Consider the following 19,836-nt stretch of genomic DNA (forward strand, 5'->3'; position numbering starts at 1 on the left):
GGGAAAGTGCGCGGTTTAAGGAACCGGGCTGGAGCGCAACCGCGCGCCCTGCATCCGCTGGCGGATCACCCGGATATAGGTATCGACCAGCGCCTGGTTCACCTGATCCCACCCATATCGCTCCGCCTCCGCCATCGCGGCTGCCCCGGCATCGGCCCGCGCGTCAGGATGTGTGCAATAGCTCGCCAACGCATCGGCAAAGGCCCCGATCGCCCCCGGACGGATCAGGCGGCCCGTCACACCTTCGGTAACCAGGCTTTCGCTCCCCGTCGCCCGCGCCGCCACCGTGGGAAGCGCACAAGCCATCGCCTCCAGCGTCACATTGCCGAACGTCTCGGTGATGGAGGGATTGAACAGCATATCCATGCTGGCAACCGCGCGGCCCAACTCATCACCCTTCTGGAACCCGGTGAAAACAGCGTCCGGCAGCCGGTTCTGAAACCACTCCCGCGCCGGGCCTTCGCCGATGATCAGCACCTTGTGCCGCACATCGCGCATTTTCAGCTGGTCGATCGCATCGGAAAAGACGTCCAGCCCCTTTTCCATCACCAGACGGCCGATGAAGCCGATCACCGGCTGATCATCTTCTATTCCGAGCGACCGCCGCCAATCCATGTCGCGGCGTCCCGGATTGAAGATGTCCCGGTCAATCCCCCGCGTCCAGATGCCGACATCATAGCTCATGCGCTGTTCGCGCAGCAGCTGCGCCATGGACTCCGAAGGAGCGACGATAGCATCGCAACGCCGGTAAAATCGCCGCAGCATCGATTCGATCACCGGCTCCAGAAAGGCCAGTCCATAATAGCGCGGATAGGTCTCAAACCGCGTATGGACCGATGCAACCGCTGGCAGACCCTTGCTCCGCGCCCATGTTACCGCCCGATGCCCCAATGGATCAGGACTCGATACATGGACCAGATTGGGCCGAAACCGCTTCAGGTCGCGCCGCACATGCCCCGACATGCGATAGGGCACGCGATATTCCTTCCGCCCCGGTATCGCCAGGGATGGCGCGCTCACCAGATCGCCGGTCGGCTCGAACGCTGGTGTCGCGACCGTCGGCGAATAAACGCGCACGGCCGCGCCCTGACGCAGCAAATAGCCCACAAAGCGGTTGAGCGCCTGGTTCGCGCCGTCGCGCACATAATTGTAATTGCCGCTGAAGAGCGCGACGCGAAGGCCAGTGACGTCCATCAGCCGCCCCTTAACCCACCCAAACGAAAAACCCAAGGGAACCGCATCCGCAACCGGGATTTTTGTCGTCATGACCGTATCGAAACGCCGCCATGATGTTGCGGCAGGAGAAGGATGAAGATGTCCGAAGCTTTCCGCAGGGGTATGCGCGTCAAGTGGAATTGGGGGCAGGGCGTAGGCCGTGGACGCGTGGCCGAAAGGTTCGACGGCCATGTGGAAAAGACGATCGAGGGCGCGTTGATCCGCCGCAATGGAACGGCGAAGAACCCCGCCTATCTCGTCCAGACCGACAGCGGCAGCGAAGTATTGAAACTGGCGTCTGAATTAAGCCGCGCCTGACCCCCTCTCGTCAACCTTCCGCGCCGCTGTCATAGGGGCGGAATGGCTGAGCATCTTACCATCGAGGCATTGCTGACCGGCACGCCCATGCCCTTTCGCGACGGCGACTATAGCGCCATTGCGAAACGGCCGGTGGATGGCGCCGTCCGCATAGGATGGCAGGGGTTTGAAGGGGATGCCGTCGCCGACCCCGTCCATCATGGCGGTTGGGACAAGGCGATCCACCTCTACCCGCACGACCATTATGACTGGTGGCGCGAACGAAAGCCCGACCACCCGCTGCTGGACGCACCCGGCGCTTTCGGCGAAAACATCGCATCCCTTGGCATGACGGAGGAGGAAATCTGCCTCGGCGACCGTTTCTCCCTCGGCAGCGCGCTGGTGGAGGTCAGCCACGGACGGCAACCCTGCTGGAAGCTCGACCACCGCTTCGGCTCACGCGACATACTGGCCACCGTCGTGAAGACCGGTCGCGCAGGTCTCTATTTCCGCGTGCTGCGCGAAGGGGAGGCGGAAGGGAAAGGGCGCATGGAACTGCTTGACCGTCCCTTTCCGCAATGGCCGATCGCGCGCGTCTTTCGCCTGCTCATCGGCGGGCGACACAAGGTGGAACCCGACGCCGTCCGGGCGCTGGCAAATATGCCCGTCCTGGCTGAAGTCTGGCGCGATCGAGCCAGCAAGCTGGTGGAATAGCGGTCCAAATTTACCCCGCCATCTGGTATGCCGCCTGGGCCTTCCCTATAGCTGATCCATGGCATCGACCCAAAAGCAGAAGAAACCCGAAAAAGTCCGGCCCGCCGGCTTCCCCACTCGCGATCAGGTGATGGAATTCGTCACCTCCTCCGATCAGCCCGCAGGCAAGCGGGAAATCGCCAAAGCCTTCGGCCTCAAGGGGCAGGAAAAGATCGCGCTGAAGGCGCTGCTAAAGGACATGGCCGACGAAGGGCTGCTGGACATCGGCCCGGCGCGTGCCTTCCACAAAATGGGCGGCGTGCCAAAGGTCACCGTCCTGCGCATCGTCGATGTCGATGGCACAACCCTCATCGCCACGCCCGAGCGCTGGGAAGCCGAAGGCCAGCCTGCACCCCGCCTGCGCGTAATGGAACGCGGCAAGCGAGGCGCACTGACCATTGGCGACCGCATCCTCGCCCGCACGGAAGAGGCTGGGCGCGGCTGGGTCGCGCACCCGATGAAGAAGCTCGCCAAGGCGAGCGAGGAACTGCTTGGCGTGGTGGAAGCGGGGGAGGGCGGCAAGCTCTGGCTACGCCCTGTCGACAAGCGCATCCGTAAGGACACGCCGATCAGCGACGCGGGCAGCGCCACTCCCGGCGATCTCGTTCTGGCCGAACCCGTAGGCCGCCCGCCGCGCATCAGCGCCCGCGTGACCGACATATTGGGCGATCCGTTCGCGCCCCGCAGCTTCAGCCTCATCGCGATCCACAAATATGGCATCCCGCACGTCTTCCCCGAGAAGGTGGAGGATGAGGCTGTCGCCGCCTCGAACATCGCCCTGAATGAGGATAAGCGCGAGGATCTGCGCCACCTGCCCATCGTCGCGATCGACCCGGTCGACGCCCGCGACCATGACGACGCCGTCTGGGCAGCACCGGACGAAGACCCTGCCAACCCCGGGGGCTATCGCGCCATCGTCGCCATCGCCGACGTCAGCTACTATGTCCGCCCCGGCAGCGCGCTCGACAAGGAAGCCCGCAAGCGCGGCAACAGCGTCTATTTCCCTGACCTCGTCGTCCCCATGCTGCCGCACCAGCTGTCATCCGACATGTGCTCGCTCCGCGCCGGGCAAGATCGCGCAGCCATGGCCTGCCACCTCACCATCGACGCATCCGGCAAGGTCACCAATTGGCATTTCACCCGCGCCATTATCCGCGTAGCCGCCGTCCTCGCCTATGAAGACGCCCAAGCGGCCATAGACGGCACCTCTCCCCTCCCGCAGGCGGGAGGGAGCGGGAGTGGGCAAGGCGAAACCCCGCCAAATCAGCCGGACCTCCTCGAAACCGCCCTGAAGCCCCTATGGTCCTGCTGGAAACTCCTCCGCAACGCCCGCGACAAGCGCGACCCTCTCGCCCTCGACCTCCCCGAACGCCGCGTCGTCCTCGACGAACATGGCAAGATCGTCAGCGTCGCCGTCCGCGAACGTCTCGACGCGCATATGCTGATCGAAGATTATATGATCGCCGCCAATGTCGCCGCCGCCAAGGCGCTGGAAGGCAAGAAGGCCCCCGTAATGTACCGCGTCCACGAACCGCCCAGCCGCGACAAGCTGGTTGCGCTCAAGGACTATCTCGCGACCTTCGACATCGACTTCGCGCTGGGGCAGGTCATCAAGCCGTCCACCTTCAACCGCCTCATCGACCGCATCGGCCAGGCGGAGGAAAAGCCCCAGATCATGGAGCAGATCCTGCGCAGCCAGACCCAGGCCTATTACAGCCCCGCGAACATGGGCCATTTCGGCCTCGCGCTCGGTTCCTATGCGCATTTCACCTCGCCCATCCGCCGCTACGCCGACTTGCTGGTCCACCGCGCGCTGGTCGGCGGCTACAAGCTTGAACTTCCAGCGCCAAAGGGTGGCGCGCTGCCCGACCGCACTTCGCTCAGCGCCGACGATCATGAAAATATGGGGCGCGTCGGCGAGATGATCAGCCAGCATGAACGCCGCGCGATGGAGGCGGAGCGGGAGACGATCGACCGCTATGTCGCCGCCTTTCTCGCTGCTCATGTTGGCGAAATGGTCAATGCGCGCATTACGGGCGTGCAGAATTTCGGCTTCTTCGCGACTGTTGAAGGACTCGGTGGCGACGGCCTCGTCCCCGTCTCCACCATGGGTGACGAACGCTTCTTCTTCGACGAAGCAGGCCGCGCGCTGGAAGGCGTGGAGAGCGGCGACCGCTACACTGTCGGTCAGCATCTCCAGCTACGCCTTGCCGAAGCCGACCCGATCAACGGCTCCCTCCGCTTCGAACTCCCCGACGCCCCGCCGCAACGCCCCAGCTTCAAGAAGGACAGGACACGTCCCGGCGCGAAACGTGGCCGCCCCGCGAACATCCGCCACATGGGCGCAAAACGTGGCAAGCACCGCCGCTGAGGGCGGCAAGATGTGAGTTCAGAGCATCAAGCCGCTCAATTCGCCCACCCAACCCCGCTTGATCGGCACTACCTAACCCCGTTCGCCCTGAGCCTGTCGAAGGGCTTTACTTTTCTTAGGAAGAAGAGGGCTTTGACATTCGAACGAGGCAAGTGACTCGTTCGGACAGCACGAGCGGATTGAGTGATTTAGATCAGGGCACTCCGCACCAGCCTTAGCTCAGCCGATCGATCGCCTCCGCACTCAACCCGCCCGGAATCACCATGATAGGGCAAGGCAACTTACCCGCATCCGCGCCCGCAAAGTGCGACACCAGCGCACCGGGATGCCCGCTCGCCGCCGCCCCCAGCACCAATGCCGCGACATCAGGCATCTCGTCCAGCGTCTCGCGCACCAGTGCCACCGCGTCACCCTGTCGCACAGTGATACTAGGGCGAATACCGGACTCCTCGGTCAGCGTACCCGCTGCGCTGGTGACGAGCGCCTCGGCCCGCTGCCGCGCCTCATCCTCCATCGTCGCCTGCACGCCGCCCCACTGTACAAACTCGGCGGGCGGCACGAGCGCGAGGATGCGGATCGATCCCGCCGTCTTGGCCGCACGGCGCGCGGCAAAACGCAGCGCCGTCTCCGCCTCCGGCGATTCGTCCACTACAACCAGATAAGTCCGCATAACCGCCGCACCCCACGCCAAAATGGGCAGCGTGGTCTCCCGCCGCCTTCCTGCTTGAACCCATCTGGTAAATTATGAACCAGTCTGGTGAAATGTGGCGGATTATCGTCCAAGGCGCAAGCCACGCTCTTGACCCTCCCGCCCAAAGGGTCAAAACGGCTTCCAACGCTTACCCGCTCGCCCGGGAAAAGAAGAGAGGCCTTCACGCATGAGCAAGAAAATCCAGATGCCCGCCTTGTCCCCCACGATGGAAGAGGGGACGCTGGCTAAATGGCTGGTGAAGGAAGGCGACACTGTGTCGTCGGGCGATCTGCTCGCCGAGATCGAAACTGACAAGGCCACGATGGAATTTGAAGCCGTGGACGAAGGCAAGATCGCCAAGATCCTCGTCTCCGAAGGTTCCGAAGGCGTGAAAGTCGGCACCGTCATCGCCATCATCGCCGAAGAAGGCGAAGACCTCGCCCAGGCAGCCGAAGGCGACTCCGTTCCTGCCGCCAAGCCAGCCGCCGCCGCACCCAAGGCCGATCCCGTCCCCGCAAAGGCAGAAGCCCCCGCACCCAAAGCCGAGACTGCGCCCGCCCAATCCGGCGACCGCGTAAAGGCCAGCCCCCTCGCACGCCGCCTCGCCGAGGAAAAGGGCCTCGACCTCGCCAACCTCTCCGGCTCCGGCCCCAACGGCCGCATCGTGAAGGCCGATCTGGAAGGCGCTTCAGCCAAGGCTCCGACCGCCGCCCCGGCTCCGGCCGCAGCAGCCCCGGCCGCCGCACCCGCAGCCGCGCAGGACTTCGGCATCCCGCACGAGGTCATCAAGCTCAGCGGCATGCGCAAGACCATCGCCCGCCGCCTGACCGAGTCCAAGCAGCAGGTCCCGCACATCTACCTCACCGTCGACATTCAACTCGACAAGCTGCTGAAGCTCCGCACGGAACTCAACGCCGGTCTCGCCAGCCGCAACGTCAAGCTGTCGGTCAACGACCTCCTCATCAAGGCGCTCGGCGTCGCCCTCATCCAGGTGCCCGAATGCAACGTCCAGTTTGCAGGCGACCAGATGCTGCAGTTCAGCCGCGCCGACATCAGCGTCGCGGTATCGATCCCCGGCGGCCTCATCACCCCGATCGTGACCGGCGCGGACAGCAAGGGCGTCGCCGCCATCTCGAACGAGATGAAGGACCTCGCCATCCGCGCAAAGGACGGCAAGCTCAAGCCAGAGGAATATCAGGGCGGCACCGCCTCACTCTCCAACATGGGCATGTTCGGCATCAAGCAGTTCGAAGCCGTCATCAACCCGCCCCAGGCTATGATCATGGCAATCGGTGCGGGCGAAAAGCGTCCCTTCGTCGTCGATGACTCGCTCCAGATCGCGACCGTCATGTCCGCCACCGGCAGCTTCGATCACCGGGCGATCGATGGCGCTGACGGCGCGCGCCTGATGCAGGTCTTCCGCGAACTGGTCGAAAACCCCCTCGGCATGCTCGCATGAAGGACCGTTGGGCGGACGCAGTTGCGATCGCCCAAATTGTAACATCAGTCGTTGCTGTTTTATTCGCGCCCGGCGCCATTTGGTCGCTTTATATAAAATATCGAGAGCGTTTATACGATATCATTTGCCAACCGATACAATCATGGACATTTGGTCAATCTACTAGTTGGAAAATAACATTTCGAAACAGATCAAAAAAACTTTTGGCTGGTGAGTTCAGCATCGTTCTCAAGGATGATCGTGCACAAGTCCAATCCATTAGTTTGATCACGAAGCCTGACTCCGGTTGTTCTGTTAAAATCGAAGTGGAGTACATGCATGGTGTTGTTAATGTTGCTAAGTTAGCAAAAGGAAGGTCGTTTTCATTAATTTTGATATCTTCATTTTCCTCTTCGCCGGAAGTTTATTTGCAAGGTATTGTTATAAATCATAGAAATGTTTTTGATCTACGATATCATGAAGCGCCGACGAAAGTATTTGTAGCGCTAGCCCATAATCGATCCATGCTAGTTTTGATTAACTTTTTAACTGCTTTCGCGCTGGTTATATTTAGGCTAATTTATTTGGGGGTAGCTGATCGCTAGTATGCCTATCATCGACGAGCTGCCGCCGGAGGAAAGTCCCGCCGTCCGCGTCATCGCCATGCCCGCCGATACTAATCCCTATGGGGATATTTTCGGCGGCTGGCTGATGAGCCTTATGGACTCCGCCGCAGGCTCCGTCGCCGCTCGCCACAGCAAGGGCCGCGCCGTGACCATCGCGGTCGAGGGCATGACCTTCCTCCGCCCGGTCGTCGTCGGCGACGAAGTTTCGGTCTTCGCAAAGCTCGCCTCTGTCGGCCGCACATCGATGAAGATCGATGTCGAAGCCTGGCGCCGCACCCGCCATGACGACCGATCCTACCGCGTGACCCGCGCCACTTTCACCTTCGTGGCGATCGGAGAGGATCGCCAGCCCCGCACCGTTCCGCCCATGCTTGCGGCATAAGAAGAGAGACCACAACGATGGCTGAAAATTACGATCTGATCGTTCTGGGCTCCGGCCCCGGCGGCTATGTGGCCGCGATCCGCGCGGCGCAACTGGGCCTCAAGACCGCCATTGTCGAGCGCGAAAATCTCGGCGGCATCTGCCTCAACTGGGGCTGCATCCCGACCAAGGCGCTGCTGCGCTCGGCGGAAATCTTCCACTATATGCAGCATGCGGGCGACTATGGCCTGGCCGCTGAAAAGATCAGCGCCGACATCGCCGCCGTCGTCAAACGCTCGCGCGGCGTCGCCAAGCAACTCAATCAGGGCATCACGCACCTGATGAAGAAGAACAAGATCACTGTCCACATGGGCGACGGCAAGCTGACCGGCAAAGGCAAGCTCTCCGTCACCAAGGACGGCAAGACCGAGGAATTGACCGCAAAGAACATAATCCTCGCCACCGGCGCCCGCGCCCGCGACCTGCCCGGCACCCCCGCTGACGGTAAGCGCGTCTGGACCTACCGCCACGCCATGACCCCGCCCGAAATGCCGACCAAGCTACTCGTTATCGGCTCGGGCGCGATCGGCATCGAATTCGCCAGCTTCTACAACGACATGGGCGCCGAAGTGACCGTGGTCGAAATGATGGACCGCGTCGTCCCGGTAGAGGATGCGGACGTCTCCGCCTTCCTCGAAAAGGCGCTCAAAAAGCAGGGCATGACCATCCTGACCAGCGCTGGCGTCAGCGATATTCAGGTCGGCGCGAATGGCATCAAGGCGAAGCTGAAGGACAAGGTGGGCAAGGAAAGCGCCGCCGAATTCAGCCACATGATCGTCGCCATCGGCATCGTCCCCAACACCGAAAATATCGGCCTGAAGGAACTGGGCGTCGCGATGGACGATCGCGGCTTCCTCAAGACCGACGAAATGTGCCGCACCAATGTCGATGGTATCTGGGCGATCGGCGACATCACCGCCCCGCCATGGCTCGCGCACAAGGCCAGCCATGAAGGCGTCATCACCGCCGAAGCCATCGCGGGCAAGCATCCCCACGCCATGGACCCGCGCAACATTCCGGGCTGCACCTACTGCCACCCGCAGATCGCCAGCGTCGGCCTCACCGAAGCCAAGGCGAAGGAAGCAGGCTATGAGGTGAAGGTCGGCATGTTCCCCTTCATCGGCAACGGCAAGGCGATCGCGCTCGGCGAAGCGGAAGGCTTCACCAAGACCGTGTTCGACGCCAAGACCGGCGAGCTGCTGGGCGCGCACATGGTCGGCGCGGAAGTCACCGAAATGATCCAGGGCTTCACGGTCGGCAAGACGCTGGAAACGACCGAAGCGGAACTGATGCACACCGTCTTCCCGCATCCGACCATCTCGGAATCGATGCACGAAAGCGTGCTCGCCGCTTATGGACGCGCGCTCCATATCTGATCGTCGCTCATGGCAAAGGGGCGCGGGGATATTCCTCCTCGCGCTCCTCGCCGTTCTGGCAATCGCGCTGCTCCAGCGATCGGGTTGGTTCGATCCACTGAACATCGCCGCGATGAAGGCGGCGGGGGCGGGCAGGGCAGCCGCCCCATGGATCACCCCGGTCATGGTGGCTGCGTCGATTATCGGCGACACGGTCGGGCGATTGCTCATCATGGCCGCCGTTGCGCTCGGCCTGCTCTACCGGTGCCAGCGATATGCCGCCCAATGGCTCGCGCTGGTGACGGTCGGCGGCACCTTCCTCAACACCGGCCTCAAACAGATTTTCGCCGCACCGCGCCCTGATCTTCTGCCGCACATCGACATCGTGCATAGCTACAGCTTTCCCAGCGGCCATTCCGCCGGGACCATGATCCTGTTCGGCGCGCTCGCCATGCTGACACGTTTGGAACTTGGCGCCCCACCATCACCGTTCGCCCTGAGCTTGTCGAAGGGCTTTCCTTCCTCTTTTGAGAAGAAGAGAGCTTCGACAAGCTCAGCCCGAACGGGATGGAGTAATTCAGGTAAAAAGCAGCCTGTTCTACCTTATCTCACCGCCGCGCTCATCATCGCCCTCATCGGCACCAGCCGCGTCTGGCTCGGCGTCCATTGGCCAAGCGACGTCCTCGCCGGTTGGATCGAGGGGCTCGGCTGGCTATGCCTCTGCCGCTACTGGCTACCAGCGGGGCGAGGGCAGGAGCAACGCGTCGCTTAGCCGATCATGCGGCGGCATTCCGTCAGCCGTGACGAAGCCATGCACCCAGAAGCTGTCATAGGCACTGCCCAGCGCAATCATCAGCAACAGCAGCGCCGATCCGGCAAAGACCGGCCGCGCCACCCGCAACCCCGTCTCCGGCATCATCGCCAGCAACACCAAAGGCAGCAGCGGCAGAAAATAGCGCCCCTGCGTCCCCTGCACATAATCCGCCCCCAATGGCGTGCCCGTCAGATACATAGCCGTTTCGATCAGCAAAGCGGTGCCACCAGCTACAGCCAGCCACCACAGCCTCTGCCCCGCGCCGACCCGGACGCCTGATCCACTCAAAACAGCCGCCCCCAGCATGACAGCCGCCAGCAGATAAGCCCCCAGCGGCAACAGTATCGCGTTCCACCCGAAACGCCCGACAATCTGCAACGCATAAACCGGCGACCGCTCGATAATGCTGGTCGCCAAAACATGGGCGTAGGCAACAGGATCAGCCAGAATGACCCCCAACTGCGCCCCAAACGGCGCGGTCATGACATTCTCGCCCGTCTTGCGCGACACGATATGATAAAGCGCCTGACTGCCGCCGGACATTTTCATCCACAGAATGAAGGCCGCCGCTCCAACCGCCATCGCGCCCAGCAGCAGCCAGGGCCGCCTGTCCCGCCGATGCTGCGGCCATTGCAGCCCCGCCGCCATCAGCGGCAGATACACCCCCTTCGCCAGCGCGAGCAGGGGTGCGGTAATCATCAGGCCGGCCGACCGGGCCGGACTGCTACCCATTGCGGCAAGGCGCAATGACAGCGCCAATCCTACAAAGCCCATCCCGTTGATCACGGCGTCCGGCGAAAGAGAGCCCGTCTGATAGCAGAATGTCGGTAACAACGCCGTCCCAAGCAGCGCGCATCGACCAAAGGGCATCAGGCCGAACGCCACCGCCAGCAATATCAGCCCGCCCGCAGCATTGATGATCCGCCCCACATAGAAGCTCCCCATGCGCGGCAGGTCCAACGCGTCACCAATCATCAGTCCTGCGGCTGAAGGCGCATAGAGCGTCGGCGCATAATTGGCGACGTTGGGAAAGTCGGCAAAGGCAGTGCCCGGCCGCCCCGCGTCCGCCCTCCATGCCCGCTCGACCATCATGCGATCAAAGTGCCGCGCCTGGCCCGTAACGTCGGTCGGAAAATCGATCCCGTGCAGTTCCAGCGCAGATCGCGGCAGCTCAGCCCCAATCTCCTCGCCCCGCCGCTCCGTCATGACCCGAACGTCCGCCAGCAGCAGCGCCTTCATATAATGCTGATTTTCGTCGGGTGCCTGAAAGGGGGGCGTAATCACCGCAAATGACAATGTGAAGGCGAAGACCAGCGCCAGCAGCCAGCGCTCCAATCTCGTCACCGGCACGGCAATGGGCGAAAGCATCGCCCGCGCGTCAGAAATCGATAGTCTTTCGTGCCGCAAGAAGCTGCTCCACCAACTTAACCCTCTCCCCTGGGGGAGAGGGCAGGGAGAGGGGGCGGCGCAACACCCGTCGGACTCACACCCTCACCAAATCGCTCCCAGCCGGAAAGCAACAAGGCGGGCGCAACCCTAACCGTCAGCTCTTAACATTTCCCCAGCATTGCCCGCGCTTTTCCATAGTTTCGCAGGCATCCGGCTCATTCGGCTTCATTTTCTTTTTCAACCGGAGGATGCAGCCGCAGCCGCGTCACCCGGCGTCCATCGCTGCTCACGATTTCCAGCTTCCAGCCGCTCTGCTCGTGATCCAATATTTCGCCAGCCTCGGGCACTCGCCCCGCGATGACGAACGCCAGACCGCCTAGCGTGTCGACATCTTCCTCGACATCGGCCAGCCGTTCGTCAATCTCCTCGGCGACATCCTCCAGTTCGGCGCGAGCATCCGCCTCCCACAATCCGCCCTCCAGCGGGACCAGCAGCGCTTCGGGCGCCTCGTCATGTTCATCCTCGACGTCGCCCACGATTTCCTCGACCAGATCCTCGAAAGTCAGCAGCCCCTCGGTCCCGGAATATTCGTCCAGAACAATGGCAAGATGGGTGCGCTTGGCCCGCATTTCGGCCAGCAGGTCCAGCGCGCCCATGCTTTCGGGCACATAAAGCGGCTGGCGGATCAGCGGCTCCAGGCTGTCTGGAACAGGCGACTTGCCCGCCAATATCGCAAAGGCGTCGCGGATGTGGACCATGCCGACGATCGTATCCAGCGTCTCGCGATAAACCGGGATGCGGCTATGCCCCGCTTCGGCGAACAGCGCGGCCAGTTCGGCAAAGCTCGCCCGCTCCTCGATCGCGATGATGTCGGCGCGTGGCACCGCGACGTCATCAACCGTATGTTCGGAAAAATGCAGGAGATTGCGGACCATCTGCCGCTCTATCGCCGACAGGTCGCCCTTGGCGGGAGCGGACGCGCCTTCGTCCTGCTCATCCTCATCATAATCGTCGAGCGCCTCTTCCAGCTCGCGTCGCAGGCTGGGGCTTTCTTCCTCACCAAACAGCAGCGACTTCAGGCCGCTCCATAAACCGCCCTCGTGACTACTACTGTCCGATTCCTTTGAACCGTTGCCGTCCTTCGGACTGCCCTCAGCCATCGTTCTTCCTATTATCCTGTCAGTCGATCCCCATAGGGATCGGAAATGCCAAGGCTCAGCAATGATTGCGTCTCCAACGCCTCCATCGCCTCCGCCTCGGCATCCTCCATATGATCATATCCCAGCAAATGGAAAGTCCCATGGATGATCAGATGGGTGGCATGCTCGGCCACCGTTATGCCTTTTTCCGCCGCCTCGGTGGCGCACACGCCCTCCGCCAGCACGATATCGCCCAGCAGCACCTCGCCATCGTCGGTGTTGCCGGTCCCCTCCAGCAGGTCGGACTGCACCATGGGAAAGGACAGGACGTTGGTCGGCTTGTCCTTGTCGCGATAGGCGCGGTTGAGCCCATGCACCTCCTCGTCGCTGGTCAGCTTGACGGCGACCTCATACAGCGCCTCGTCCGCGGCAAAGGACGCATAAGGACTGTGCGTGATCGCCGCCACCACCGCCCGCTGCGCCAGCAACTCCCAATCTTCGCCCGGCCAGCCTTCATCATGAAGGACCGCAACTTCAATCATCTATGTGCGCTCCACTGCCCATTCACGCATCCGGCCCCTCATAAGCCTGCACAATCCGACCGACGACGGGATGGCGCACAACGTCGCCGATCCCAAACGGCACGACCGATATGCCATCCACTCCCTCCAGCCGCGCCACGGCGTCTGCCAGCCCCGAAATCCCGGGCTGCGGCAAGTCGACCTGACGCGGATCGCCGCAGATCACCATCCGGCTCCCTTCGCCAAAGCGGGTGAGGAACATCTTCATCTGCGCGATGGTCGTGTTCTGCGCCTCGTCCAGCACGATGAACGCATTCGCCAGCGTCCGCCCGCGCATGAAGGCCAGTGGCGCGATCTCGATCTCCGCGCTCGCGATCCGCCGCTCGACCTGCTCGGCGGGCAGCGTGTCATAGAGCGCGTCATAGATCGGCCGAAGATAGGGATCGACCTTCTCCTTCATGTCGCCGGGCAGGAAGCCCAGCCGCTCGCCCGCCTCGACCGCCGGGCGCGACAGGATCAGCCGGTCGACGCTGCCCGTGATCAACTGGCTCACCGCCTGCGCGACGGCGAGGTAGGTCTTGCCCGTGCCTGCCGGACCCAGCGCGAAGATGATGTCGTTCCGGGTCAGCGCCTCCATATAGGTGACCTGCGTGGCGGAGCGCGGAACGATCGTCTTCTTGCGCGTGCGGATCATCACCTTGGGCGGTTCGGCAACATCATGGCGGATGATGCCGTCCAGCATCGGTTCGGCCGACATGGCGATCACCGCCTCCACCGCGCCGCTGTCAATCTCCTGCCCCGCGACGATCCGGTTGTAGAGGCCCGTCATCACATCACGAGCCCGCGCCGCTGCTTCGGCATCGCCCTCAATCTGAAGCTTATTCCCCCGCGCCGCGATATAGACGCCCAGCCGGTTTTCGATCGCCACCAGATTCTGGTCATATTGCCCGAACAGCGCCCCCAGCAGATGCGGCTTCTCGAAAGTCACTTCCAATCGCGCGCGTTCCGCAACGTCCACGCGATGATTTTGGTTCGGTTTCTTGGACATTCAGCAGCCTCCCTTTCCATCCGTCACAACCGCGCTGGCGGTTATCCATCTCCTTGTCTTCGATCCCGGTGGACAGGTTCGGAGATGGGTTCCTGCAAAAGCGGGAACGACGGGTTTTGGGTTCAAGCGGCTTTCCTCCTGCTGAGTTCGCCAGCCAGACTATTCGGACCGGCACTGATGATATCGACTTCGACCATGTCGCCGATGGCAAGTTCGGGCGCTGTGACATGGACGGATTGCAACCAAGGCGTCTTCCCGATCAACTGCCCGGCATGGCGCCCCTTGCGCTCCAGCAATATCTCGGTCGTGCGCCCCACCGTGGCGGCGTTGAATTCCACTTGGTGCCGGTTGATCACCGCCTGAAGCCGCGCCAGCCGCTCGTCCATCACTGCCGCCGGAACCTGCCCGTCCATTTCTGCCGCAGGCGTGCCGGGGCGGGGGCTGTATTTGAACGAATAGCATTGCGCATAACGCACCTGCTCGACGATCTTCAGCGTATCCTCGAACTCCGCATCGCTCTCGCCCGGAAAGCCGACGATGAAGTCGCCCGACAGCGCAATGTCCGGCCGCGCCTTGCGCACCCGCTCGATGATCCGCAAATAGCTGTCCACATCATGACTGCGGTTCATCGCCTTCAATATGCGGTTGTTCCCCGACTGCACCGGCAGATGCAGGAAAGGCATCAGCTTCGCCTCGTCGCCATGCGCCGCGATCAGCCCGTCGCTCATGTCATTGGGATGGCTGGTCGTGTAGCGGATACGCGCCAGCCCGCCGATCTTCGCCAACTCGCGCACCAGGCCATCCATGCCCTGCATCCGGCCCTTGTCATCCTCGCCAGCCCAGGCGTTCACATTCTGCCCCAGCAGCGTGATCTCCCGGACGCCGCCATCCACCAGCGCCTTCGCTTCATCAAGGATCGCGCCCCAAGTCCGGCTGATCTCCGCCCCACGCGTATAGGGCACCACGCAGTAGGTGCAGAACTTATCGCACCCTTCCATGATCGTCAGGAAAGCAGTCGGCCGAGCCTGCTTCGTTCGTCCCGGCAGGGCAGAGAATTTCGACGCCAGCGGCATGTCGGTATCGACCGCCTCCTCACCACGCCCGGCCTTCTCGATCAGGTCAGGCAGCCGGTGATAAGCCTGCGGCCCCACCACGATATCGACACTCTTCGCCCGGCGACTGATCTCGCCGCCTTCCGCCTGCGCAACGCAACCCGCAACCGCGATCATCGGCCGCGTGCCATCCTCGCGGTTCAACCGGCCAATGTCGGAATAAACCTTATCCACCGCCTTTTCGCGAATGTGGCAGGTGTTCAGGATGACCAGATCCGCTTCAGCGCCATCGGCCGCAGCGGTCATGCCCCGTTCGCCCAGCATCTCGGCCATGCGCTCGCCATCATAGACGTTCATCTGGCAGCCGAAGGATTTGACGTGGAATGTCGCTGGAGTCTTTTGGGCGTCGTTACGATTCATGCCGTCCATCTATACAGGGGCCACGACCGGAGTGAAAGGCGGCAGGTGCATCGCAATGCTCGCAGCGATCCTTTCGCGCGCCACTGCCGCTAACTGCTTGCGATCGGGGTAAAGCGCGGGGTCGAACGGCTCCAGAAAACGCAGCGTGACGTTCAGCCTGCCGCGCCGTTCCAGCAGTCGCCGCACATTCTGCCCTGCCGGTTCGTCGCTATGCCACGCAATCTCCGCCGTGGCCGCGCCATAGTCGATGTGGACCGGCTGGATCATCACCGCGCGCGGCGGGGGCAGCAGAACCGCCAATAGCGACGGCTTGAACGGCAGCAGGCCCTGCCCATCGCTGGTCGTTCCCTCTGGGAACAGCGCAACCGGCTGGTGCCCGGCCAGCGCCGCGCGCAACGCCTCGATCTGTCCGCCAAGCGCGCCTCGCCGGTTACGCGCGACGAACAGGGTATTATTCTGGGCCGCCAGCCACCCGACGATCGGCCAGCCCGCGATCCCGTCATGCGCGACGAATGCGGCGGAGGTTGCACCGCCCAGCGCCAATATATCGACCCAGCTGACATGATTGGCGATGATGAAACTGTCGCCGTGAAAGGGATGCCCTTCTACCCGCACCCGCGCACCGACGGCCCTTGCCGCCATTCCCAGAAAGCGGGGAGGCCAGGGCGATCGAGCACCAACGGCCCGCCATAGCAGATGCGGGATCAGGCAAAGCAGCAGGCATGCCGCCAGAGCGCTCAGCCGATAGAGAAAGCGAAGCCGCCGCAAGGCTGTCAGTTCTTGCGGTCCAACGATACGCCGTACAATTCCATGCGATGGTCGACCAGGCGGAAACCCAGCTTCTCGGCAATCTGCTTCTGCAACTGTTCCAGCTCCGGATCGACGAACTCGATCACGTTGCCAGTTTCGACATCGATCAGATGGTCGTGATGCGCTTCGGGCGCTGCCTCATAACGGGCGCGTCCATCGCCAAAGTCGTGCCGCTCCAAAATGCCCGCCTCTTCGAACAGGCGGACGGTGCGGTACACGGTCGCGATCGAAATGCCCGGATCGATGGCGGACGACCGCTTGTGCAGTTCCTCCACATCGGGATGGTCCACCGCGTCACTCAGCACTTGAGCGATCACGCGGCGCTGTTCAGTGATGCGCAGGCCCTTCTCATGGCAAAGGGCTTCTACATCGATCTTGCGGTTCATGCGGGCTCGCTCATTCAGGTGTGTCGGATAATCAGCGGAAATCTAGCGGCATAAACGTCATTATAAAAGGGGCGCATGGCAAATGCGCCCCTCTCATCGCGGATCGCCCGCAGTTGCTGCTTATTTCGCGCGGGTGCGGCGGCGCTTTGTCCCAAGCCCGATCTTCTTCGCCAGCGAACGGCGCTGTTCGGCATAGTTGGGGGCGACCATCGGATAGTCGGCGGGCAGACCCCACTTCGCGCGATAATCGTCCGGCGTCATCTGATAGTGAGTCATCAGGTGCCGCTTCAGCATCTTCAGCTTCTTGCCGTCTTCCAGGCAGATAATATAGTCGGGCTTGATCGAAGAACGCACCGACACTGCTGGTTCCGGTTTTACTTCCGGGACAGCAGCTGGCTTGGTCAGGCCAGACAGGGCCGCGTGAACGTTCTGGATAAGCGTTGAAACGTCAGACACGGCGACACTGTTGTTAGAAACATGTGCTGCCACAATGTCCGAAGTCAAAGTAATGAGCAGCTCGCTCTGGGCTGATTCGATTTCCATTTCTTTTATCCCGCGAATGCTAAATTTAGTGCGACCCGCCCAGGTGAATTCGTTTCAGGAGCGGTATGTCAGCGTTATACCCGGATACGCCGATTAGCAAGGGTGATCCAGTCTATCCCAGCATTTCTATACGAAAGCTCAGGGCATCGTGAAGTTGTCCATCGGCACCCCGGTAGTAACCAGGACGCCTATGTACATATTCGAACCCTGCTCTTTCATATAATTTGATCGCTGTATTTGACGAACGGACTTCGAGATTCATCGACTTGATGCCTCGCCGTCGCGCCGTCTTCAAACTATCGATCAACAGTTCCCGGCCAATGCCCCGTCCGCGCCATGCCGGATGGACGGCCAGCAACAGCAGTTCGCATTCGTCCAACACCGACCGGACCAGTGCGAAACCCATCGCCGCCGCATCCACCCGCGCGATCGTCAGCCATGTGCCCGGCATCATCATGACGCCGGAAAGCTGTGGCAGCGTCCATGCCTCGCCATAGGCGGGGTCGAATGCCTCTGCCATGACATCCATCGCGTCGGCCAGCGCGTTGCGCTCGCCATCCTCATATATGTCCAGCGTAAGGCCGGGGATCATGAACGGCCCTGCTGCGGCGTAGGCTGCATCATGGGCTGCGCGTCGGCATCGCGGCAGTAAATGGGGGAGGGCGGCAGGGGCGGCAGTTCTGCGATCAACGGATAATCGGCGGAGTTGGGATAAAGGCTGACGGCCGTTCCATGGCCACGCGCGGTCACCAATGCTTCGGCGCCCGTGCCATATATCACCGGCTGGTCCAGCATCGTGGCAAGCGTCGCGATCGGGGTGGACGAGGGCTGGGTGATGGCGGTCAGGCCATCGGCCTCAAAACATTGCCAGAACAGTTCGCCATGCCCCCCCGTAATGGTGACCGCGATCGGCCCGCCATCCTGATGCTGATCCTGACCTTGGGCCGCCTTGGCCGCGATCAGCGACAGCGCGCAATAACCCTGTAGGGGCAGCGACCATGCGAGGGCAAGCGCTCTAGCGGCCGCTATGCCGATGCGCACGCCCGTGAAGCTGCCGGGGCCAAGGTCGACCGCAATCGCGTTCGCCCGGCCGCCGTCGGGCAGGGCGGCAATCGCGGGCACCAGCGCTTCGGCATGGCCCCGGCCGACTATCTCATGGAAATGGCCGATCGGCCTGCCGTCCTCCAGCAGCGCCACGGACAGCGCCTGCGTAGCGGTGTCGATGACGAGAGTGCGCAAGAAAATCCCCTGTGAAAACCGGCGTGGGAGCGGGCGGCCTATGGCAAGCGGTTAGTCGATCGCGATCGTTTTGCCAAACGCCGCCGCCGCTATTTCAGACGGCGCGCACTTCCGTCACTTCCGGGACATAATGTTTGAGCAGTTGCTCGATCCCGTTCTTCAACGTGGCGCTTGAGGACGGGCAACCGGAACAGGCGCCCTGCATCCGCAGATAGACCGTTCCGCGATCAAAGCCACGATAGACGATGTCGCCGCCGTCATTGGCGACGGCGGGCCGGACTCGCGTGTCGATAAGGTCGCGGATCTGCGCGACGATCTCCGCGTCGGCGGGATCATCGGTGAACTCTTCCTCCTCTTCGGGGATGAAGATTTCGCCTGCCGATCCGGGGGTGAACAGCGGCATGTTCGCCGAAAAATGCTCCAGCAGGATCGACAGGATATCGGGCTTCACATCGCTCCACTGCGCGCCGGGCGCGATGGTGACGGAAATGAAGTCGCCGCCGAAAAAGACGCCGGTGACGTCGCCAAGGCCGAAAAGGGCATCGGCGAGCGGAGAGGCTTCCGCTTCCTCCGGCGTCGCGAAATCGCGGGTGCCCATGCCCATGACCACCCGGCCGGGGATGAACTTGACGGTTGCCGGATTTGGCGTTGGTTCGGTCTCGATCAGCATGGCCGCTATGTGGAGAGAAGGTTGCTCAAGATCAAGCTTTCTGACGGGCTTTTGGGGAACTTCGCCAGATGCTGGCGATTAAACTCCTATCAGCATGAGCAGGAGACAAAGGATGAGCACCGAATCCGATATCCGCCACCGTTTCTGGACCGAATTGTCGCAGAGCCCCTTTCTGATGATCGGCTTGCTGGGATCGCACGAACACAGCCTGCCGATGACGGCGCAGCTCGACCCCGGTGCCAACCATTGCTTCTGGTTCTACACGACCCGGGACAATCGTCTGGCGAAGGGCGGCCCGGCCATGGCGCAGTTTTCGGGGAAGGGCCATTATTTGTTCGCCTGCATCGACGGCACTCTTGTGGAGGAAACCGACCCGGCGGTGATCGACCGCTACTGGACCCACGAAGTCGCGGCCTGGTATCCCGGCGGGCGGCAGGACCCCAATCTGCTCATGCTCCGCTTTGATCTTGGCCATGCGGAAATCTGGCGCGCGGACATGTCGCTGGGCGGGGTCTTCAAGCAATTGTTCGGCGGCGACGTGCGCGATGAGATGCGCGGGAAGCATGTGGAAATCTCGCTCTAATGTCTCGAGTGGGGCTTCGTTTCGGCGAAGCCCTTGCTTTTTTGCATGAATGAAA

The 19,836-nt window shown here is 62.2% G+C and carries 22 protein-coding genes; 9 read left to right on the plus strand and 13 right to left on the minus strand.

All coding sequences use genetic code 11. The features are described from left to right. Window positions 1-15 precede the first annotated feature (15 nt). On the minus strand, window positions 16-1,194 hold the full coding sequence (locus ACZ5U1_RS03420; RefSeq protein WP_464779376.1) for a glycosyltransferase family 4 protein: 1,179 nt from the start codon (window positions 1,192-1,194) through the stop codon (window positions 16-18). 120 nt (window positions 1,195-1,314) lie between these two features. On the opposite strand from ACZ5U1_RS03420, the gene ACZ5U1_RS03425 reads away from it, so the two are divergent. Genes ACZ5U1_RS03425 through rnr form a run of 3 tightly spaced genes read left to right on the plus strand, consistent with a single transcriptional unit; the run spans window position 1,315 to window position 4,636 of the window. Further along, the gene (locus ACZ5U1_RS03425) at window positions 1,315-1,533 is read left to right on the plus strand and encodes a hypervirulence associated TUDOR domain-containing protein (RefSeq protein WP_464779377.1); all 219 of its coding nucleotides are present in this window, start codon (window positions 1,315-1,317) and stop codon (window positions 1,531-1,533) included. 42 nt (window positions 1,534-1,575) lie between these two features. Further along, complete coding sequence (locus ACZ5U1_RS03430) at window positions 1,576-2,226, plus strand: MOSC domain-containing protein (protein WP_464779378.1); 651 nt, start codon at window positions 1,576-1,578, stop codon at window positions 2,224-2,226. Between the two features lie 58 nt (window positions 2,227-2,284). Continuing rightward, window positions 2,285-4,636 carry a ribonuclease R gene (rnr, locus tag ACZ5U1_RS03435; protein ID WP_464779379.1) on the plus strand — a complete coding sequence of 784 codons (2,352 nt, stop codon included), beginning with the start codon at window positions 2,285-2,287 and terminating at the stop codon, window positions 4,634-4,636. Between the two features lie 214 nt (window positions 4,637-4,850). On the opposite strand, the gene ACZ5U1_RS03440 is transcribed toward rnr, so the two are convergent. Further along, entirely contained in the window at window positions 4,851-5,306 is a 456-nt protein-coding gene (locus ACZ5U1_RS03440; protein ID WP_460985984.1) for a universal stress protein, read from the minus strand. A 208-nt stretch (window positions 5,307-5,514) separates the two neighbouring features. Here ACZ5U1_RS03440 and ACZ5U1_RS03445 point away from each other — a divergent pair, with 208 nt between their 5' ends. Genes ACZ5U1_RS03445 through ACZ5U1_RS03465 form a run of 5 tightly spaced genes read left to right on the plus strand, consistent with a single transcriptional unit; the run spans window position 5,515 to window position 9,939 of the window. Further along, entirely contained in the window at window positions 5,515-6,786 is a 1,272-nt protein-coding gene (locus ACZ5U1_RS03445) for a pyruvate dehydrogenase complex dihydrolipoamide acetyltransferase (protein WP_464779380.1), read from the plus strand. Next, the gene (locus tag ACZ5U1_RS03450) at window positions 6,783-7,370 is read left to right on the plus strand and encodes a hypothetical protein (protein WP_464779381.1); all 588 of its coding nucleotides are present in this window, start codon (window positions 6,783-6,785) and stop codon (window positions 7,368-7,370) included. Before ACZ5U1_RS03445 ends, ACZ5U1_RS03450 begins: the two co-directional genes overlap by 4 nt. Window position 7,371: 1 nt before the next feature. Continuing rightward, entirely contained in the window at window positions 7,372-7,773 is a 402-nt protein-coding gene (locus ACZ5U1_RS03455) for an acyl-CoA thioesterase (RefSeq protein WP_464779382.1), read from the plus strand. A gap of 17 nt (window positions 7,774-7,790) precedes the next feature. Beyond that, window positions 7,791-9,188 (plus strand): dihydrolipoyl dehydrogenase, encoded by a 1,398-nt coding sequence (gene lpdA / locus ACZ5U1_RS03460; RefSeq protein WP_464779383.1) that lies wholly within the window; start codon window positions 7,791-7,793, stop codon window positions 9,186-9,188. Further along, a complete protein-coding gene (locus ACZ5U1_RS03465) occupies window positions 9,166-9,939 on the plus strand; it encodes a phosphatase PAP2 family protein (RefSeq protein ID WP_464779384.1) in 774 nt (257 codons plus the stop codon). Before lpdA ends, ACZ5U1_RS03465 begins: the two co-directional genes overlap by 23 nt. Here the strand turns inward: ACZ5U1_RS03465 and ACZ5U1_RS03470 are convergent. From ACZ5U1_RS03470 to ACZ5U1_RS03520, 11 genes are all read right to left on the minus strand, one after another. Next, window positions 9,901-11,349: a DUF2142 domain-containing protein gene (locus tag ACZ5U1_RS03470; protein WP_464779385.1), complete on the minus strand. Its 1,449-nt coding sequence runs from the start codon at window positions 11,347-11,349 to the stop codon at window positions 9,901-9,903. The genes ACZ5U1_RS03465 and ACZ5U1_RS03470 overlap by 39 nt on opposite strands. A 236-nt stretch (window positions 11,350-11,585) precedes the next feature. Then, window positions 11,586-12,530, minus strand: coding sequence for a hemolysin family protein (locus tag ACZ5U1_RS03475; protein ID WP_464779386.1), 945 nt, complete (start codon window positions 12,528-12,530; stop codon window positions 11,586-11,588). A gap of 11 nt (window positions 12,531-12,541) precedes the next feature. Next, window positions 12,542-13,051, minus strand: a complete 510-nt coding sequence (ybeY, locus tag ACZ5U1_RS03480; protein WP_464779387.1) for an rRNA maturation RNase YbeY — start codon at window positions 13,049-13,051, stop codon at window positions 12,542-12,544. Between the two features lie 22 nt (window positions 13,052-13,073). Then, the gene (locus ACZ5U1_RS03485) at window positions 13,074-14,078 is read right to left on the minus strand and encodes a PhoH family protein (RefSeq protein WP_464779388.1); all 1,005 of its coding nucleotides are present in this window, start codon (window positions 14,076-14,078) and stop codon (window positions 13,074-13,076) included. 122 nt (window positions 14,079-14,200) lie between these two features. Continuing rightward, window positions 14,201-15,550: a tRNA (N6-isopentenyl adenosine(37)-C2)-methylthiotransferase MiaB gene (miaB, locus tag ACZ5U1_RS03490; protein WP_464779389.1), complete on the minus strand. Its 1,350-nt coding sequence runs from the start codon at window positions 15,548-15,550 to the stop codon at window positions 14,201-14,203. Between the two features lie 9 nt (window positions 15,551-15,559). Beyond that, on the minus strand, window positions 15,560-16,318 hold the full coding sequence (locus ACZ5U1_RS03495; RefSeq protein ID WP_464779390.1) for a lysophospholipid acyltransferase family protein: 759 nt from the start codon (window positions 16,316-16,318) through the stop codon (window positions 15,560-15,562). 5 nt (window positions 16,319-16,323) lie between these two features. Next, complete coding sequence (locus ACZ5U1_RS03500; RefSeq protein WP_196225926.1) at window positions 16,324-16,746, minus strand: Fur family transcriptional regulator; 423 nt, start codon at window positions 16,744-16,746, stop codon at window positions 16,324-16,326. Between the two features lie 120 nt (window positions 16,747-16,866). Beyond that, window positions 16,867-17,289 (minus strand): Ros/MucR family transcriptional regulator, encoded by a 423-nt coding sequence (locus ACZ5U1_RS03505; protein WP_464772441.1) that lies wholly within the window; start codon window positions 17,287-17,289, stop codon window positions 16,867-16,869. A 112-nt stretch (window positions 17,290-17,401) separates the two neighbouring features. Next, window positions 17,402-17,881 carry a ribosomal protein S18-alanine N-acetyltransferase gene (gene rimI, locus ACZ5U1_RS03510; protein WP_464779391.1) on the minus strand — a complete coding sequence of 160 codons (480 nt, stop codon included), beginning with the start codon at window positions 17,879-17,881 and terminating at the stop codon, window positions 17,402-17,404. Then, window positions 17,878-18,528, minus strand: a complete 651-nt coding sequence (gene tsaB, locus ACZ5U1_RS03515) for a tRNA (adenosine(37)-N6)-threonylcarbamoyltransferase complex dimerization subunit type 1 TsaB (protein WP_464779392.1) — start codon at window positions 18,526-18,528, stop codon at window positions 17,878-17,880. Before tsaB ends, rimI begins: the two co-directional genes overlap by 4 nt. Window positions 18,529-18,622: 94 nt before the next feature. Next, window positions 18,623-19,198: a NifU family protein gene (locus ACZ5U1_RS03520; RefSeq protein WP_464779393.1), complete on the minus strand. Its 576-nt coding sequence runs from the start codon at window positions 19,196-19,198 to the stop codon at window positions 18,623-18,625. A 112-nt stretch (window positions 19,199-19,310) separates the two neighbouring features. Between ACZ5U1_RS03520 and ACZ5U1_RS03525 the strand changes: the two genes are divergently transcribed. Further along, the gene (locus tag ACZ5U1_RS03525) at window positions 19,311-19,781 is read left to right on the plus strand and encodes a pyridoxamine 5'-phosphate oxidase family protein (protein WP_464779394.1); all 471 of its coding nucleotides are present in this window, start codon (window positions 19,311-19,313) and stop codon (window positions 19,779-19,781) included. Window positions 19,782-19,836: the final 55 nt, after the last annotated feature.

Source organism: Sphingobium sp. TomTYG72, from assembly GCF_055394715.1.

What these genes read in the sequence shown, in the direction of transcription:
- miaB (WP_464779389.1), bottom strand. Translation starts at nt 15,550, where the DNA reads ATGAATCGTAACGACGCCCAAAAGACTCCAGCGACATTCCACGTCAAA.
- ACZ5U1_RS03430 (WP_464779378.1), top strand. Translation starts at nt 1,576, where the DNA reads ATGGCTGAGCATCTTACCATCGAGGCATTGCTGACCGGCACGCCCATG.
- ACZ5U1_RS03475 (WP_464779386.1), bottom strand. Translation starts at nt 12,530, where the DNA reads ATGGCTGAGGGCAGTCCGAAGGACGGCAACGGTTCAAAGGAATCGGAC.
- ACZ5U1_RS03525 (WP_464779394.1), top strand. Translation starts at nt 19,311, where the DNA reads ATGAGCACCGAATCCGATATCCGCCACCGTTTCTGGACCGAATTGTCG.
- rnr (WP_464779379.1), top strand. Translation starts at nt 2,285, where the DNA reads ATGGCATCGACCCAAAAGCAGAAGAAACCCGAAAAAGTCCGGCCCGCC.
- ACZ5U1_RS03420 (WP_464779376.1), bottom strand. Translation starts at nt 1,194, where the DNA reads ATGGACGTCACTGGCCTTCGCGTCGCGCTCTTCAGCGGCAATTACAAT.
- ACZ5U1_RS03425 (WP_464779377.1), top strand. Translation starts at nt 1,315, where the DNA reads ATGTCCGAAGCTTTCCGCAGGGGTATGCGCGTCAAGTGGAATTGGGGG.
- ACZ5U1_RS03500 (WP_196225926.1), bottom strand. Translation starts at nt 16,746, where the DNA reads ATGAACCGCAAGATCGATGTAGAAGCCCTTTGCCATGAGAAGGGCCTG.
- ACZ5U1_RS03520 (WP_464779393.1), bottom strand. Translation starts at nt 19,198, where the DNA reads ATGCTGATCGAGACCGAACCAACGCCAAATCCGGCAACCGTCAAGTTC.
- ACZ5U1_RS03440 (WP_460985984.1), bottom strand. Translation starts at nt 5,306, where the DNA reads ATGCGGACTTATCTGGTTGTAGTGGACGAATCGCCGGAGGCGGAGACG.
- ACZ5U1_RS03485 (WP_464779388.1), bottom strand. Translation starts at nt 14,078, where the DNA reads ATGTCCAAGAAACCGAACCAAAATCATCGCGTGGACGTTGCGGAACGC.
- ACZ5U1_RS03450 (WP_464779381.1), top strand. Translation starts at nt 6,783, where the DNA reads ATGAAGGACCGTTGGGCGGACGCAGTTGCGATCGCCCAAATTGTAACA.
- ACZ5U1_RS03505 (WP_464772441.1), bottom strand. Translation starts at nt 17,289, where the DNA reads ATGGAAATCGAATCAGCCCAGAGCGAGCTGCTCATTACTTTGACTTCG.
- ACZ5U1_RS03455 (WP_464779382.1), top strand. Translation starts at nt 7,372, where the DNA reads ATGCCTATCATCGACGAGCTGCCGCCGGAGGAAAGTCCCGCCGTCCGC.
- ACZ5U1_RS03445 (WP_464779380.1), top strand. Translation starts at nt 5,515, where the DNA reads ATGAGCAAGAAAATCCAGATGCCCGCCTTGTCCCCCACGATGGAAGAG.
- rimI (WP_464779391.1), bottom strand. Translation starts at nt 17,881, where the DNA reads ATGATCCCCGGCCTTACGCTGGACATATATGAGGATGGCGAGCGCAAC.
- lpdA (WP_464779383.1), top strand. Translation starts at nt 7,791, where the DNA reads ATGGCTGAAAATTACGATCTGATCGTTCTGGGCTCCGGCCCCGGCGGC.
- ACZ5U1_RS03465 (WP_464779384.1), top strand. Translation starts at nt 9,166, where the DNA reads ATGGACGCGCGCTCCATATCTGATCGTCGCTCATGGCAAAGGGGCGCG.
- ybeY (WP_464779387.1), bottom strand. Translation starts at nt 13,051, where the DNA reads ATGATTGAAGTTGCGGTCCTTCATGATGAAGGCTGGCCGGGCGAAGAT.
- ACZ5U1_RS03470 (WP_464779385.1), bottom strand. Translation starts at nt 11,349, where the DNA reads ATGCTTTCGCCCATTGCCGTGCCGGTGACGAGATTGGAGCGCTGGCTG.